General features: G+C 70.8%; 11 protein-coding genes. 4 read left to right on the top strand and 7 right to left on the bottom strand.

All coding sequences use genetic code 11. From position 1 onward, the window contains the following. Window positions 1-163 precede the first annotated feature (163 nt). Window positions 164-2,080: a DNRLRE domain-containing protein gene (locus tag HUA74_RS07935; protein WP_174454034.1), complete on the top strand. Its 1,917-nt coding sequence runs from the start codon at window positions 164-166 to the stop codon at window positions 2,078-2,080. A gap of 28 nt (window positions 2,081-2,108) precedes the next feature. Here the strand turns inward: HUA74_RS07935 and HUA74_RS07930 are convergent, their stop codons facing one another. From HUA74_RS07930 to HUA74_RS07920, 3 genes are all read right to left on the bottom strand, one after another. Next, window positions 2,109-3,050 carry a biosynthetic peptidoglycan transglycosylase gene (locus HUA74_RS07930; RefSeq protein WP_174454033.1) on the bottom strand — a complete coding sequence of 314 codons (942 nt, stop codon included), beginning with the start codon at window positions 3,048-3,050 and terminating at the stop codon, window positions 2,109-2,111. 69 nt (window positions 3,051-3,119) lie between these two features. Next, entirely contained in the window at window positions 3,120-3,782 is a 663-nt protein-coding gene (locus tag HUA74_RS07925; RefSeq protein WP_174454032.1) for an NlpC/P60 family protein, read from the bottom strand. Window positions 3,783-3,945: 163 nt separating this feature from the next. Further along, complete coding sequence (locus HUA74_RS07920; RefSeq protein ID WP_174454031.1) at window positions 3,946-6,015, bottom strand: MASE1 domain-containing protein; 2,070 nt, start codon at window positions 6,013-6,015, stop codon at window positions 3,946-3,948. 144 nt (window positions 6,016-6,159) lie between these two features. Here HUA74_RS07920 and HUA74_RS07915 point away from each other — a divergent pair, with 144 nt between their 5' ends. The 3 genes from HUA74_RS07915 (at window position 6,160) to HUA74_RS07905 (ending at window position 10,738) form a co-directional block, all read left to right on the top strand. After that, complete coding sequence (locus HUA74_RS07915) at window positions 6,160-6,699, top strand: hypothetical protein (protein WP_174454030.1); 540 nt, start codon at window positions 6,160-6,162, stop codon at window positions 6,697-6,699. A gap of 103 nt (window positions 6,700-6,802) precedes the next feature. Beyond that, window positions 6,803-9,355, top strand: a complete 2,553-nt coding sequence (locus HUA74_RS07910; RefSeq protein ID WP_174454029.1) for a M1 family metallopeptidase — start codon at window positions 6,803-6,805, stop codon at window positions 9,353-9,355. A gap of 24 nt (window positions 9,356-9,379) precedes the next feature. Continuing rightward, window positions 9,380-10,738 (top strand): phosphoenolpyruvate kinase, encoded by a 1,359-nt coding sequence (locus tag HUA74_RS07905; protein WP_174454028.1) that lies wholly within the window; start codon window positions 9,380-9,382, stop codon window positions 10,736-10,738. A 29-nt stretch (window positions 10,739-10,767) separates the two neighbouring features. Here HUA74_RS07905 and HUA74_RS07900 read toward each other — a convergent pair whose 3' ends face one another. From HUA74_RS07900 to HUA74_RS07885, 4 genes are all read right to left on the bottom strand, one after another. Further along, window positions 10,768-11,883, bottom strand: coding sequence for a zinc ribbon domain-containing protein (locus HUA74_RS07900; RefSeq protein ID WP_174454027.1), 1,116 nt, complete (start codon window positions 11,881-11,883; stop codon window positions 10,768-10,770). An 11-nt stretch (window positions 11,884-11,894) separates the two neighbouring features. Then, window positions 11,895-12,962: a DUF2804 domain-containing protein gene (locus HUA74_RS07895; RefSeq protein WP_174454026.1), complete on the bottom strand. Its 1,068-nt coding sequence runs from the start codon at window positions 12,960-12,962 to the stop codon at window positions 11,895-11,897. 95 nt (window positions 12,963-13,057) lie between these two features. Then, entirely contained in the window at window positions 13,058-14,227 is a 1,170-nt protein-coding gene (locus HUA74_RS07890; protein ID WP_174454025.1) for an ABC transporter permease, read from the bottom strand. Beyond that, a complete protein-coding gene (locus HUA74_RS07885) occupies window positions 14,224-14,958 on the bottom strand; it encodes an ATP-binding cassette domain-containing protein (RefSeq protein ID WP_174454024.1) in 735 nt (244 codons plus the stop codon). Before HUA74_RS07885 ends, HUA74_RS07890 begins: the two co-directional genes overlap by 4 nt. Window positions 14,959-14,969: the final 11 nt, after the last annotated feature.

Raw genomic sequence — 14,969 nt, 5'->3', positions numbered from 1 at the left:
CCCTCGCCTCATCCCCTGGGACGAGGCGGGCGTCGTGCCGCGCACCTCGCTCGCCCGGTGAGCGCGGCACCCACGATGCACAGCGAGCCCCCCACGAGCGTTTGGCATGGGGGGATGGATGCACGGAAGAAGCTGGAAGCGAGGGTGGCGGGAAGCAGGCGCATTGGCGGTCCTGGCCCTGCTCCCCCACTGCGGAGGCAACACCTCGTCCCTGGACAGGGAGCCGCTGGAGCAACACGGCGACCCCGCCGCGGGAGCAAACACCTTCATCGCCATCGCGGACGCGCAGGTCGACTCCTCGCGGCCGTCGACGAACCTGGGCGCGGAGGAGCAGCTCTGCGTGGACCGGACGCCCATCGAGTACCGGACCTTCCTCCGCTTCCAGGTGAAGGGCCTGCAAGGACGGGTGAAGCGCGCCACCCTGCGCCTGTTCGTCACGAATGGTTCGACGGACGGCCCTGTCGTCCATCGCGTCGACCCTCAATGGAAGGAGGACGTCGTCACCTTCGACCAACAGCCTTCGCTTTTCGGCCCGGCCCTGTTCACCGCGGGGGCGCTGCGCTCCGGAAGCTGGGCGGAGCTGGACGTGACACGCGCGGTGACGGGCAACGGCGTCGTGAACCTCGGGCTCTACTCGTCGGGTGCCGACGGCGCGGACTTCAGCTCGCGCGAGGACCGCGACCCAGCCCTGCATCCACGCATCGTGGTGGAGATGGAGCCTGTCCCTCCGACGAATCCAGTGCCTGCCCCCGACTGGGTGCTTCACCGGGGCGGCCCGGGCGACGAGCACGTCCAGGTGATGGCGACCGCGGAGAACGGCCTCGACTTCCTCGTGGCGGGCTCCTTCACCGGCAGCGGTGACTTCGGCGGCGACGTCTTCCAGGGAGAGCGCGGCCTCGTCGTGGCGCGCTATGGCGCGGACGGCGCGCATCGCTGGTCCCACGCGTATGCCTTGGGCGCGAAGGTGGAAGCGACGGGGCTCGCCGTCTCGGCCTCGGGTGAGGCGTGGCTGGTGGGTGCCTATCAAGGCGCTCCAGATTTGGGCACGGGCGCGCTGCCGTTCATCGAGGAATCACCCACGACCTCCGGCTTCTTCCTCCTCAAGCTGTCACCCGAAGGAGAGCCCCTCTGGTCCCGAGGCGTTCGCGCGGAACACCCCGCTCCGTCCTCGGGCATCACCCGCACGGGGCTGGTTCGCGCGCAGGCGGTGGTCATCGACTCGCAAGGCAGCGTCGTCGTCACCGGCCATTTCCAGGGGGAGATGAGCCTGGGCCGAGGCAGGCTCTATGCGGACCCGGGCAACAGGACGCGAGATGACCACGTGCCCGCGCTCTTCCTCGCGAAGTTCCACGCGGATGGCGCGAACGCCTGGTCCCTCGCGTTTCCTGGTGGCGACTCGGGCACGCGCGCGGAGGCGCTCGCCACGGATGGCGCGGGCTTCATCTACGTGGGCGGCGACACCGACTCGCAGGTGCTGGGGGCCACGGGGGTCCGAACGCCCTTCCTCGGAAAGCTCTCCGCCAACGGCACGCCCCAGTGGTTCCGTGCGCTCAATGGCGCACGGGGCAGCATCCGCGCGCTCGCGCCATTCGCCCAGGGAGACGTGGCCTTCGTCGGCGACATCAACGGCAGGTTCTCCTTCGGCGGGAAGGACATCGACGCGAGCGAGGACGTGCTGCTCGGCACCCTGCATGCGACGGCCGCGGACGGCTGGGTTCATGTCCTGGGCGGAAGGAGCGCGGGTCAGGCCCATGCCTTGGGAGTGAGCGCGGAGCGTGAGTTCATTGTCGGAGGCTGGACGCGGGATGGGCGGCTCGACCTGGGAGGCGGTGCGCTCGGGAAGGCGTCCATCCCCCAGGGTGACGTCCTCCACTTCGTGGCGCGCTATGACGCCAGGGGTGCGCACCTCGACTCGCGGGCCCTGGGCATCACGGGCCCGGGCAACGCGGCGCTCCAGGTGACGTCCGGTGGACAGGCGCGGCTCTGCGTCCCGTTCAATGACGCCCTGTCACCCGATGGAGCGACCTACGCTTCACGAGGCGCGGGAGACCTGCTGTTCCTTCAGCTCACGCCCGAATGAGCCGAGCACGGCGCGGACGGGACGAGCCTCAGGCGTCGTCGTCCGCGCCCTCATCCTCTCCACCACTGTCCGCGGCGGGTGTCCGACCCAGCAACCGGTCGATGTCCGCGCGGGCGGTGGTCGCCTCCGCGCCGCTGATTCGCCCCACGGACGAGAGCTGGTCGACAATCCAATGCGAGCGCTTCCACAGCGCCCGAGAGCCCGACGACGGCGAGCGCTTGCGGGGCGCCGGCAGCATCGCGGCGAGGATGACGCCCTGGGCCACGGAGAGCTGCGCGGCGGACACGCCGAAGTGCTCTCGCGCACCGGCTTCGATGCCGTAGACGCCGTTCCCCCACTCCACGACGTTGAGGTACAGCGCGAGGATGCGCTTCTTCGTGAGCGCTTCCTCCAGGCGATGGGCCAGCACCAGCTCCTTCGCCTTGCGGAACAGGCTCCGGTCCGTGGACAGCCAGAGGTTCTTCGCCAGTTGCTGGGTGATGGTGGACGCGCCGCGACCGAGCTGACGCTTCGCCCAGGCCTCCTCCAGCGCCTTGCGCACCTCCGTCGTGTCCAGTCCCTCGTGTCCGTAGAAGCCCGCGTCCTCGGACACCAGGACCGCGGCTATCGCGTGCTTCGAGATGGACGTCAGCGACACCCACTGATGGCGGCGGCGGACCTTCTTCCCCGCCTCCCGAGCCTCCTCGGCGCGCCGGTCCATCAGGGCCGTCGACTTCGGGTTCTCCCGCACCAGCGGTTCCGCCTCGGGGAGCGTGACGTACTCGTACACCCCGAAGCCCAGCAGCAACACCGTCACCCCGAGCAGGGCCTTGAGCCGCCAGGACTTGCGGCCCGGTGTCGGCGCGGGGCGAGCGACGGTGTGCGCCGGAGGAACGACAGCCACCAGCGATTCAGGCCTGGGGCCTTCCGTCACCGCCTCGGTGTGCTCCGAGGGCCCAGGCCCTTCCGGTCGTCCATCGGTGGTCGACATCAGCGCCGTGCATACCGCCTCCGGCCTCCGACGTCACGCCCCCGACGGAGCCACGAGCGCGCGCGGCCCTCAGCGGCGAGCGCGCGACACGGTGACAGGCTCCACCTTCCAACGCTCATCGACGGAGGCGAAGCCGGCCACCAGCTCACCGGCCAGGTAGCCTCGGTTGCGCTTGTCGCGGCGGCGGAGCCAGTCATTGAGGACGCGGCCCTTCTCGTCCTTCCTCGCCTCGGGGCGCGCCAGGTTGAAGCGGCTGCGCTTCACCCCGCCGCCCGCGCGGTGGACGAACGTCACGGTGCCGTCGGTGCTCACCCGCTCGACGATGCCGATGTGCGTGAGGCCGTCGTTGAGCCGCCCATCCTTGTTGCGGTCGATGGTCTCCCGGAAGAACACCAGGTCCCCGGCGTTCGGCGCCTCGCGCAGCGCGCCCAGGGTGCCCGCCTTCCGGTAGATGGCTTTCACCCCGTTCTCACCAGGCAGGGTCAGCTCCGGCATCAGGCTGAGTCCGGGCTTGCGGTACGCCAGCTGCGTCAGGCCCGAGCAGTCGTCGTTCACCGCCGTGCTCACCGTCGACAGCGAGCCCAGCCCCACCCACGCCTTCGCGCGCCAGAGGGCCCGGTCGGACAGGGTGACCTTGGCGGCCCGCTTCGGCGGAGTGCGCCTCGCGGCCTCGGCCGTCCCGCCCCACAACACCAACCCCACCAGCGCCCCCAGCCACACTCCACGGTGCATACCCGCACACCACAGCAATGGACGTGCCTTGCCTCGAGCCCCCGCCAGACGTTGGCTCGCGAACATCCACCCCAGACGCGCCATCCCTCCCCCTGGCGAATCCCTTTCCCACCCTGAGCCGTGAAGTCGCTCCACAGGCGCCTCCGGCACCCAGCGACTCGCCTCAGGCGCCCGCGCGGGGCTGCCGCGCCGGGTCTTCGTTCAGGAGCGGAAGCGACGGCTCCACCGGCAGCTCCAGCACGAAGGAAGCGCCCGCCCCCCGGGTGCTGCTGACCTGGACGGAGCCACCATGTGCCTCCGCGATGCGGCGCGTGAGGTACAGCCCCATGCCCAGGCCTCCGTACTCCTGCGTGGAGACCGCCCGTTCGAAGGGGCCGAAGATGCGCTCCACCGCTTCGGGAGGAACGCCAATGCCCCGGTCCGTGACGACGAGCCGGGCGCGGCCTCCCACCTGACTCAGCGACACGTCCACCTCTCCCCCCGCGCCGAACTTGATGGCGTTGGACACCAGGTTGGAGAGGGCCTGCTCCACGCGCCCCGGGTCCAACCACCCGCGCACCCGCTGGGCCGTGGCCGTCAGTCGCAGCGGTGTCCCGGCGCGCGTCGCCTCTTCCATGGAGCGCTCCAGCACGTCTTCCACCAGCGCGGTGAGGTCCACCCACTCGCGCCGCAACTCCAGCCCGCCCGCCTTGAACAAGCCGACGTCCAACACGTTCTCCACCAGGCGAGTCAACCGTCGCGACTGTCGGGCGATGGCCTCCAGTCGCTCCAGCAGGAAGCCGTTCTCGGTGCCTCCGCGCAGCAGCGCCATCAACCCCTGCACCCGCAGGGTGAGCGTGGCCAGCGGCGTGCGCAGCTCGTGCGCCGCCACGGCGATGAAGTCCTCACGCACGGCGACGGCCTCACGGGCCTCCTCCAGCAGCCGCGCGTTCTCCAGCGCCATCGCGCACCTGCGCGCAACGTCGTCCGCCAGCACGTGCTCCCGTCTGCGTCGCCCTGTCCCCTCCAAATCCATCGCCACCGCCAGCGCGCCCACCACCTGTCCGCGCACTCGCAGCGGCACCAGCACCCCCGAGCCCTCCGGACCCGTCCAGTCGCTTGCCTGCGCTGGCAACGGAGGAAACCGTCCTCGCAGCCCCACTTCGCGCGCGGGCGTCCAGCCCGCCGCCGCCACCCGCTCCACCACTCCGTCGGCGTTCTGCAACCAGATGGCGACACCTGTCGCGAGCTCGGGCACGAGCAGCCGCGCCACCCGAGGCAGCGTGACGCTCCATTCAGGGGACTCGGCGAGCACCCCGCCCACGGTGGCCAGCACGCGCTGCGCCGCCTCCGCGCGCCGCCGCTCCGCCACCACGGCCGCCACCGTCAGCGCCGTCAGGCTGAGCACGGACATGAACACCTGCACGGACAGGACGCGCTCCGACGCGGACACGGACAGCGCCCCGAAGGGCCCTATGTCCAGGCGCGTGTACTCCACCGCCACCGCGCTCATCACCGCGGACGCGCTCGCCGCCCCCCGAGGCCCCAGCCGCAGCGCCGCGGCGATGACCAGGGGAAACGCCGCGTAGGGCAGCGTGGTGGAGAGCGCCGCTGACCCCGTCGTGTCCTCGACACTGAAGACCAGGACGCCGACGAGCGCCACCACCGCTATCATGAAGACGGACTCCACCAGTCGCCTCGGCGGAGAGGTCGCGCGCGCCACGGGCCACCACGTCAGCAGCAGCGGCGCGACGAGCACCGTGCCCAACGCGTCACTGAGCCACCAGACAATCCATTCGCTCGCGAACGACGCGGAGCCCAACCACCTCGTCGCGCCGAGCGCGCCCAGCGTGGCGCTCGGCAGCGCCCCCACCACCGCCCCGAGCACCAGCAGCCCCGTGACGTCTCGCACGCGATGGAAGCGGACGATTCCACCCAGCAAGCGACGCATCAGCGCCGCCCCCAGCCAGGTGCGCAGCACATTGCCCAGCCCCCACGTCGCGGCAAGCCCCCAGGGCAGGCCCTGGGACAGGACCGAGCCCAGCTCCGCGGCGAACACGGCGGCCAGCAGGGCGGGCCACATGCGCGTGGGCGAGCGCAAGAGGAACGCCAGCGTCAGCCCCGCGGGCAGCCAGAGGATGGCGCTGCTCAGGGGCGGAAACACGAAGTGGGAGCTGACGACCTTCAGGACCTCGAAGGACACCGCGAGCAGTACCGCTCGCTCCCAGGCGGCGCGCCCCAGCGTGAGTGCCATTCCGACCCCCATCGCAAGGTAAACAGCCAGGGCGAGGAAGCGCGGCCGGGCCGACGGAGCAGGAGGGCCCCCGTTCGCCCAGGCCGGCCTGGAGTCGGAGGCAGGCGCCCACGCGCCGTGCTCGCTAGAGTGCCGCCGCCCCCCGTGCCCTTCGCCTACTACGAGAGCCTCAGTCCCGAGCAGCGACGCACCTATCGGATGAGCGATGGAGTGACGGCCCTCCGGGTGAGGGAGCCCACGGCCCTGCATCCCCTGGTGGACGAGGTCCGGGAAGCGCTGGCCACGGGTGAGCGGGGCCCGCTGGAGCGCGCCACGACGGGGCTGGGCAAGGCGCTGTGCGAGCGGCTGGATGTCCCCAGCGTCCGGGTGGAGGTGCTGGACGTGCGCCCCTCGTCCGAGGAGGGCGAGCTGCACGGCCTCTACGCCTGGGAGCCGGGGCGCCGGCCGCGACTCCAGGTCTGGATGCGCACCGCGAAGCAGGCGCGCGTGGTGGCCTTCCGCACGTACCTGCGCACCTTCCTCCACGAGCTGTGTCACCACCTGGACTTCCTGCTGCTGGAGCTGCCCCACTCGTTCCACACGGACGGCTTCTTCCAGCGGGAGTCCAGCCTCTTCCAGCAGCTCGTGCCGGGCCGTGGCCCTCGCGGACGGAAGGCGGGCCCGGACGGGGAGCCGGGGCGGTAAGGGTGTGGCGGACGACACCCCACCCGGCGGACGACAGGTTTCTTGCACCCGCGTGACAGAAGTGGGAACGCGCGCCGCGAGCGAGGCTAGATTCCGCCTCCCTATGGCGCATCCGACCGAAGACAAGAACTTCCGGCTCCCCACCGCCGTTCGCCCCCACCGCTACGCGGCCACGCTGACCCTGGACCTGGACGCGAAGTCCTTCTCCGGACAGCAGACCATCGAGGTGGAGCTGGCCGAGCCCACGCGCGAAATCATCCTCCACGCCATCGCCCTGAAGCTGGGCGAGGTGTCCTTCCGCTCGGGCAACGCGCGGCACCAGCCCACGTCCATCCGGCCCGTGGAGGTGAGCGAGACGGTGGTGTTGAGCTTCGACGCGCCGCTGCCCAAGGGGCCCGCCACGCTGGAACTCGGGTGGACGGGGTCCTTCACCGACGGCCTGCGCGGCCTGTACCTGGCGGGCAAGGTGGCCGCCACCCAGTTCGAGGCCGCCGACGCGCGCCGCGTCTTCCCCTGTTTCGACGAGCCCGCCTTCAAGGCGAAATGGTCGCTCAGCGTGCGCGTGCCCGAAGGGCTCGCCGTGCTGGGCAACGGCCCCATCGTCAAGGAGGAGAAGGACGGCGCGCTGACGAAGGTGACGTTCCAGGAGACGGAGGTGCTCAGCAGCTACCTCGTCGCGCTGGTGGTGGGCCCGCTGGTGGGCACGCCGGCGCAGCTGGTGGGGGGCGTGCCGGTGCGCACCTGGTCTCTGAAGGAGAAGGAGCACCTGACGCGCTTTGGCCAGGACGTGGCGCTGGCGGTGCTGCCCCTGCTCCAGGACTACTTCGGCCTGCCGTATGCCTTCACCAAGCTGGACCAGGTGGGCATCCCGGACTTCGAGGCGGGCGCGATGGAGAACGCCGGCCTGATTACCTACCGCGAGGTCACCCTGCTGTTGGACCCGGCCACCGCGCCCCTGTCGGTGCAGAAGCGCGTGGCGGAAGTCGTGACGCATGAGCTGGCGCACCAGTGGTTCGGCAACTGGGTCACCATGGTGTGGTGGGACGACCTCTGGCTCAACGAGGCGTTCGCCACGTGGATGGCCTTCAAGATTGTCGACCAGTGGCGCCCCGAGTGGCGCATGTGGCTGGACTTCGACTCGCACCGCACCAGCGCGCTGTACCTGGACGCACTCAAGTCGACGCACCCCATCCACGGCGAGGTGCGCAACGCGGGCGAGGCCGGTGAGAGCTTCGACGCGATTACGTACGAGAAGGGCGGCGCGGTGCTGCGGATGATTGAGGGCTTCCTCGGGGAAGGCCCCTTCCGCGATGGCATCCGCCTTTACATGCGCAAGCACGCGCGCGCCAACGCGGTGAAGGAAGACCTGTGGAACGCGCTGGGCGCGGCCGCGAAGCAGCCGGTGGAGGAGCTGGCCACCGCGTGGGTGGGCCAGAGCGGCTTCCCGCTGGTGACGGCGCATGTGGAGGGACGCGAGGTGGCGCTGTCGCAGCAGCGCTTCTATTCGGAGCCGGGCGTGGAGAGCGGCGAGAAGTGGCCGGTGCCCATGGTGCTGCGCTACGAGGACGCCTCCGGCGTGCGGGAGCAGCGTGTGCTGTTCCGCGACAAGCAGGCCACCGTGAAGCTGGAGGGCACGGGCGCGGTGAAGTGGCTGTGCGCCAACGCGGGCTCCACCGGCTTCTACCGCATGGCCTACGACAAGGCGTCGCTCGCGGGACTGGCTTCGAACCTCCAGGTTCTGGCGCCCTCGGAGCGCATCGCCCTGCTGGAGGACCAGTGGGCGCTGGTGCGCTCGGGCCGGGGCTCGGTGGCGGACCTGTTGGACCTGGCGGCGCGCTTCGGGAACGAGGAGGACGACTCCGTCCTGGACGAGCTGGTGGGCAGGCTCGCGTACGTGGAGAACCGGCTGGTGGATGGCGAGGACCAGGCGCGCGTGCGTGCGTGGGTGGAGAAGCTGTTGAGCCCGGGGCTCAAGAAGCTGGGCTGGCAGGCGGCATCCGGTGAGTCGGACCGGGTGAAGCTGCGCCGCTCCGCGCTGGTGCGCGCGGTGGGAGGCCTGGCTCGCAGCCCAGAGGCGCTCGCGGAGGCCCGCCCGCGCGTGGCGCGCATGCTCCAGGGAGAGCGTGACGCGTTGGAGCCCAACCTGCTCGACGTGGCGGTGGCCATGGTGGCGCGCGCGGGAGACTCAGCCCTCTTCGACACGTTCCTCCAGAAGGTGCCGAAGGAGCCGGACCCGGCCACGCAGCGCCGCTACCTGATGGCGCTCACCGCCTTCGAGGACCCGGCGCTGGCCGAGCGCGCGCAGGGGCTGCTCTTCTCGGAGACGGTGAAGACGCAGGACGTGGCCAGCTTCGTGACGGGGCTCCTGGCCAACCGCACCGGCCGCGACGCGTGGTGGGCGCAGATGCGCAAGCAGTGGAAGGACGTCGTCGCGCGCACGGGCGGCGCGCCCATGCTGGTGCGGCGCATCGTGGAATCGCTGGGCATGCTGCGCACGCGCGAGCACCTGGAGGCGGTGAAGGCGCTGCTGCGCGACAACCCGGTGAGCGACGCGAACCAGGCCACCGCGCAGACGCTGGAGCGGCTGTCGCAGGACGTGGAGCTGCGCGAGCGCTGCGGCCCGGAGGTCTCCGCGTGGCTGAAGCGCCAGCCCTGACGCACCCCTCTTGAGAGGCTCTCGATGAAGACCACCCTGACGCCCGCAAGCCTCTCCAGCGCGCGCGAGTCCCTCCGGCGGGCCAACGCCGAGCTCGCGCGCGAGTACCCGGGGGAGTCCCCCCGTCGCCAGCCGGTGCACGTCGTGTACGGCGGCGCCCACCTCTTCCGCGCGGAGGCGGCGCGGAAGCTGGGGGACCTCGCCCTGGGGGCCATGAAGACCTACGCGCCGGACGCGGCGGAGCTGGCCCACGGCTTGGGCCTTCCCCAGCGCGGGCGCTTCGCCCAGCGCGTCTACGAGCGGGTGCTGGACAAGCTCGGAAGCGAGCCGGTGGAGGACTACCGCATCGACTTCGAGGACGGCTATGGCCACCGTCCCGACGAGGAGGAGGACTCGCACGCCGTCGCCGCCGCCCAGGAGATGGCGCGGGGACTGGCCCAGGGCTCGCTGCCGCCGTACGTGGGCATCCGGGTGAAGTCCTTCACCGAGGAGCTGTTCGAGCGGGCCTCTCGCACCCTGGACCTCTTCGTCACCACGCTCCTGGAGCACAGCGGCGGAAAGCTGCCGCCGTCGTTCGTCGTCACCCTGCCCAAGGTCTCCGTGCCCGAGCAGGTTGCGGCGCTCGCCCGCATCCTGGAAGTGCTGGAGACGGAGCACGGCCTGACGCGCGGCGCGCTCGGGCTGGAGCTGATGGTGGAGACGCCCCAGGCCCTCTTCAACAAAGAGGGGAGCCTGCACCTGCCGGCGCTGGTGGCCGCGGGTGAGGGGCGCTGCTCCAGCGTGCACCTGGGGCTGTATGACTACACCGCCGCGCTCAGCGTCAGCGCCCACGTGCAGAGCATGCTGCACCCCGCCTGCGACTTCCTGCGGGATTTGGTGCAGGTCTGCCTCGCGGGCACCGGCATCCAGCTGGCCGACGGCGCGACGAACGTGATGCCCGTGCCGCCGAACAAGAAGCAGGGCGACATGCCGCTGCTGCCCACGCAGCTGCGCGAGAACAGCGAGTCGGTGCAGCGGGTGTGGCAGCTGTCCTATCGCCACATCCGTCACTCGCTGGAGCGCGGGTGGTATCAGGGCTGGGACTTGCACCCCGCGCAGCTGCCCGTGCGCTACGCGGCCGTGTATGCCTTCTTCCTGGAGGGCCTGGACACCGCCACCCGGCGCCTCAAGGCCTTCATGGAGAAGGCGGCCCAGGCGACGCTGGTGGGGGACGTGTTCGACGACGCGGCGACGGGCCAGGGCCTGCTCAACTTCTTCCTCCGGGGCCTGAGCTGCGGCGCGCTCAGCCAGGACGAAGCGCTGGCCACCGGCCTCACGCTGGAGGAGCTGCGAAGCCGCTCCTTCCGCGCCATCGTCGAGGCACGTCGCGCCCGGGGCTCGTAGCCGGGCGAGCCCTTTTCCGCCGAGGCGACTCAGCTCTCGGCGGAACCCGGGCCCGGCGGCGCATCCTCGCCCCCTGGAGGTGCGTCGCCTGCTCCGCTGCTCGCCGCGCGGTGCGCGCGCACCAGGGCCACGTCGATGGCCACCGCGCCGAGCAGGAAGAGGAGCGGGCCCGCGTGCAATCCCAGACCGAGCAGTCCCCACAGGGTGACGACGCCGGCCAGGAGGTACGGGAGCATGGGCGGCACGGCGTCACGGGCACGCGGCACGGCGGCCAGCAGCCCCAGGGACATGAGGGCCAGGACGATGAGCGGCGCGCCGGGCCGGGCGCGTCCCGACTTCGCGAAGAAGGAGGACGTGTTGGTGAGGCCGGGCTTCCACGTGTACCTGCTGTCCGTATTCGTGTGGCCCGTGGAGCGGCCGGTGTTGTCCACCTCGTACACGAGCTTGTCGTCGTAGCCGTAGCCGCCCAGGGACGTGGACGAGCGCATCCCCGTGCCCCAGGAGAACAGCATCGACACCGCGCACACGGCGGCGCCCGCGCACACCCAGCGCTTCAGTCGCGAGGCCTCGGGTGAAGGCCGCAGCTCGGGTGCCGAGGCGGAGGACGCCTGGAACACGCGCCACTGCACATACCCCAGCACGACAGCGGCCCCCACCCAGACGAGCGGCACCAGTCCGAAGCCCAGGGACAGGAACGCGAAGGTGACGGCCAGCGCGGTGAAGAGCGGCAGGAAGGCGGCGTGCGAGGCCACCTGGGCGAGCTTCTCCAGGGGCGGGGGAACGGGGCGGCCCGCGGCGCTCCACTCACGGGCACCGAGCAGGATGCTGCCCGCGAGCATCGTCACGGACCAAGGCAGACCGATGCTCCCGCCGATGATGGGGAGCCCCGGCAGGAGCACGGCGGCGGCGACCAGCCCCGAGCCGAGCAACGGAAGCGAGCCGCCCGGAAGCCGCTCTCGCAGACGAGGGTCCTCCAGAATCGACTGCACGGCGCGGCCCGCGGACTCGGCGGTGCGCCGGGCGGACTCGGCGGTGTCCTCGGAGAACAGCGGCTTGTCGAAGGAAGGCTTCACGTCCCGGCCACAGTGGGGACACGCGGCGATGCGCGCTTCGGGAAGTGGCTGACCGCAGTGCGGGCAGGACATGGGGGACACGTTCACCACAGCATGTCCTGGTCCTCGGTGACGCCGGGGACGTTGGAGAGCTGGAGCGTCTGGCCGCCCACCGTCACCGTGCCCTCGAAGAAGCCCACGGGCTGGGCGAAGTGGCTGATGATGAGGCGCAGGTTGCGCTCCTCGCGGTGGACGTAGAAGGGCTGGAAGCGCAGGTCCACCGCGCCGTCCACCGTCGTCAGCCGCCACGGCGCGAGCAGGTCCTTCGTGTCGTATTCGAAGCGCGCGCGGGCCAGCGGGTACAGCCGGTCTCCCAGCCACAGCGCGTTCTCATTGGCCTCGGTGTTGCTCTCGTTGAAGCCCTCGACGAGGTTGAGGCCCACGGGCGTGCCATCCGCCAGCCGGCCCGCGGCGAAGGCCCAGCGCCACGCCGTATGCCGCGCCAGGTAGCCCTGCGTGTAGTCGATGCCGCCCACGCCCCCGTCCAGCCGGAAGCGCTTGCCGCCCGCCTCCAGGCTGCCAAAGGACAACAGGCCGTTGCGCTTCATCGTGACATTCACGAGCCCGTCACCCTGCACGGGCGCAATCACCGTCAGCGCGGGAGGGCCACCCGCGACGAGCAGTTCGCCTGCCCACTGGAAGGTGTTGAGGCTGCCGGTGCGCACGCGGCTGACGTCCACCTCCACCTGGTAGCGCTCGTCCGTCTCGCCCCGGCGGATGGCCAGCTTGCCGCCCAGCGTCCTGAAGGAAGCGGACAGTCCCGCGCCGGGCTTGTCGCCCAGCGACAGCATGGGGCCCGGCGCGCCCAGGAAGCTCACGTCACACAAGGGCTTGCGCGCGGCCAGGTCGAGCGCCACCGCGAAGGCACTGGACGAGTAGCCCAGGTCCACCACCGCGAAGAGCGCGGCCACCTCCTGCGTCGCCACGAAGGTGTAGTGCCACCGCTTGCGCTTGAGCAGCCGGGTGGCGCGGGCCGGAGCCCACCGTCCCAGCAGCTTGGGCAGGTCCACTTCGGGCAGCTCACCCTGGTATGTGCCAAATCGGGGCTCACCTTGCGAGGTGGCCACGGAGGCCGGCGCCAGGGGCAGGAGGGCTTCTCTCTCGGGCGTCATCCGCGCCCATTGGAAGCCAACCGCCGGCCGAAGTCACCCAGGCTCGACGACCCGGGGCGCCAACCGACGCCTCGGCGACACTGTCGGTGGGCCTCTCAGCTCCGGCCGAAGACGATGCGCTCCTGGGAGAGCAGCCCCGTGGTGACACGCAGGGACACCAGCGTCACCACGACACAGGAAGCCGCGGCGATGAGGAAGGGCAGTGGCCCCAGCACCTCGCCGCGCAGGACCTCGCTCGCCAGCAACTGCTGGCCCACCACAGGGACGGCGAACATCCACAACTTCGTCTGCATGGGCGACAGCATCAACATCATGCCCGGCAACATGGGCACCACCATCAACATGGACTGGTACATCTGCGCTTCCTTGAAGGAGCGCGCATAGGTGGCCACCCACATCTGCAGGGCGGAGACGGCCAGCGCCAGTGGCAGCATGGCCGCGGCCATGCCCAGGGTGGCGGGGGCGTCGAAGTTGGCCCTCACGCCCAGGTCCTCCAGCGGGACATGTCGCACCACCACGATAAAGCACGCCAGCGACGCCACCACGGTGACCCCCGCCATGGCGACGGTGGCGAGCCACTTGCCAGTGACCAGGGCACCGTGCGGCACGGGGTTGAGCAGCAAGGGCTCCAGCGAGCCCCGCTCGCGCTCACCCGCCATGGTGTCACTCGCCAGCTGCATGCCTCCTCCGAAGGCGGCCATCACCAGGAAGAAGGGCAGCATGTTGAGCACCATGGCGGCGGTGCGCTCCGGCGTGGACAGGTCCAGCTCCTCCACGCGCACTGGCATCGCCAGCTCTGGCGCCATGCCGCGCGCATACAGCCGCTGGTCGCCCACGTGCCGCGAGTACCCCTGAAGCAGCCGCTGCGCCCGCTGCACCGACCGCTGGGCGGACTGGCGCGAGCTGTCCATGATGAGATTCACATCCGCGGTGCGCCCGGAGGAGAAGTCCCGGCCGTAGTCCTGGGGCACCAACAGCACCACGTCCAGCGAGCCCGCGCGGATGCGCTCCTCGTAGTCCTCCGGGGCGTCCTTGAGCGTCACACCCAGGCGACCCAGGAAGGCCATCAGGCTGGGGGCATGCTCGCGACCCACCACGGGCAGCTCCAGGGGCTTGTCCTTCCTCCAGGAGGCCATCACGTTGATCAACACCAGGAAGAGGAGCGGAGCCAGCAACGCCCACAGCAGGGAGGTGGAGGCCGTCCTCCGGTCCCGCAGGTAGTCCCTCAGCTCCTTGCGAAAGACAGTGCCAATCAGGCGCCTCATTGCATCAACCCCTGCTCACTGCCGATGGTCGCGACGAAGGCCTCTTCCAGGCTGTCCTTGCCGGTGCTCGCGCGCAGGGCGTCCGGCGTCCCCTCCGCCACCACGCGGCCATGCGCCACCACGACGATGCGCTCACACAGCGCGGCGACCTCCTGCATGATGTGACTGGAGAAGACGACGCAGCGCCCCTCGTCCTTCAGTCGCCGCAACAGCGTGCGCACCGCGCGGGTGCTCATGACATCCAGGCCGTTGGTCGGCTCGTCCAGCAGCACGTTGCGAGGCCCATGTACCAGCGCACGCGCCAGCGCCACCTTCACCCGCTCGCCCTGGCTGAAGCCCTCCGCGCGCCGGTCCGCGAGTTCCTTCATGTCCAGCAGGTCCACCAGCTCGTCCACGCGCTTGTCCAACGCGGCGCCAGACAGCCCATGCAGCTCGCCGTAGTAGCGCGCGTGCTCGCGGGCGGTGAGGCGCGGATAGAGGCCCCGCGCATCCGGCAGCACCCCCAGCACACGCCGGGCGTCCTCTGGACGGGCCGTCACGTCCACGCCGTCCACCGTCGCGGTGCCCCGGTCCGGGCGCACCAGCGTGTAGAGCATGCGCAGCGTCGTCGTCTTCCCGGCGCCGTTGGGACCCAGGAGGCCGGTAATCATCCCGTCCTCGGCGGTGAAGGACACGTCCTCCACGGCCGTCACCTTCCCGAAGCGCTTGTGCAGGTTCGTGGCTCGTATCATCGACGCTGCGT

The organism is Myxococcus sp. CA051A (assembly GCF_013336705.1).
Lineage (GTDB): Bacteria > Myxococcota > Myxococcia > Myxococcales > Myxococcaceae > Myxococcus > Myxococcus llanfairpwllgwyngyllgogerychwyrndrobwllllantysiliogogogochensis.
The sequence above is the reverse complement of the archived record's forward strand: the minus strand, read 5'-3'. Positions and strand labels throughout refer to the sequence as shown.

Coding starts and splice junctions, on each gene's coding strand:
- HUA74_RS07930 (WP_174454033.1), bottom strand. CDS start 3,050: ATGTCGACCACCGATGGACGACCGGAAGGGCCTGGGCCCTCGGAGCAC.
- HUA74_RS07925 (WP_174454032.1), bottom strand. CDS start 3,782: ATGCACCGTGGAGTGTGGCTGGGGGCGCTGGTGGGGTTGGTGTTGTGG.
- HUA74_RS07920 (WP_174454031.1), bottom strand. CDS start 6,015: ATGGCACTCACGCTGGGGCGCGCCGCCTGGGAGCGAGCGGTACTGCTC.
- HUA74_RS07910 (WP_174454029.1), top strand. CDS start 6,803: ATGGCGCATCCGACCGAAGACAAGAACTTCCGGCTCCCCACCGCCGTT.
- HUA74_RS07905 (WP_174454028.1), top strand. CDS start 9,380: ATGAAGACCACCCTGACGCCCGCAAGCCTCTCCAGCGCGCGCGAGTCC.
- HUA74_RS07900 (WP_174454027.1), bottom strand. CDS start 11,883: ATGTCCTGCCCGCACTGCGGTCAGCCACTTCCCGAAGCGCGCATCGCC.
- HUA74_RS07895 (WP_174454026.1), bottom strand. CDS start 12,962: ATGACGCCCGAGAGAGAAGCCCTCCTGCCCCTGGCGCCGGCCTCCGTG.
- HUA74_RS07890 (WP_174454025.1), bottom strand. CDS start 14,227: ATGAGGCGCCTGATTGGCACTGTCTTTCGCAAGGAGCTGAGGGACTAC.
- HUA74_RS07885 (WP_174454024.1), bottom strand. CDS start 14,958: ATGATACGAGCCACGAACCTGCACAAGCGCTTCGGGAAGGTGACGGCC.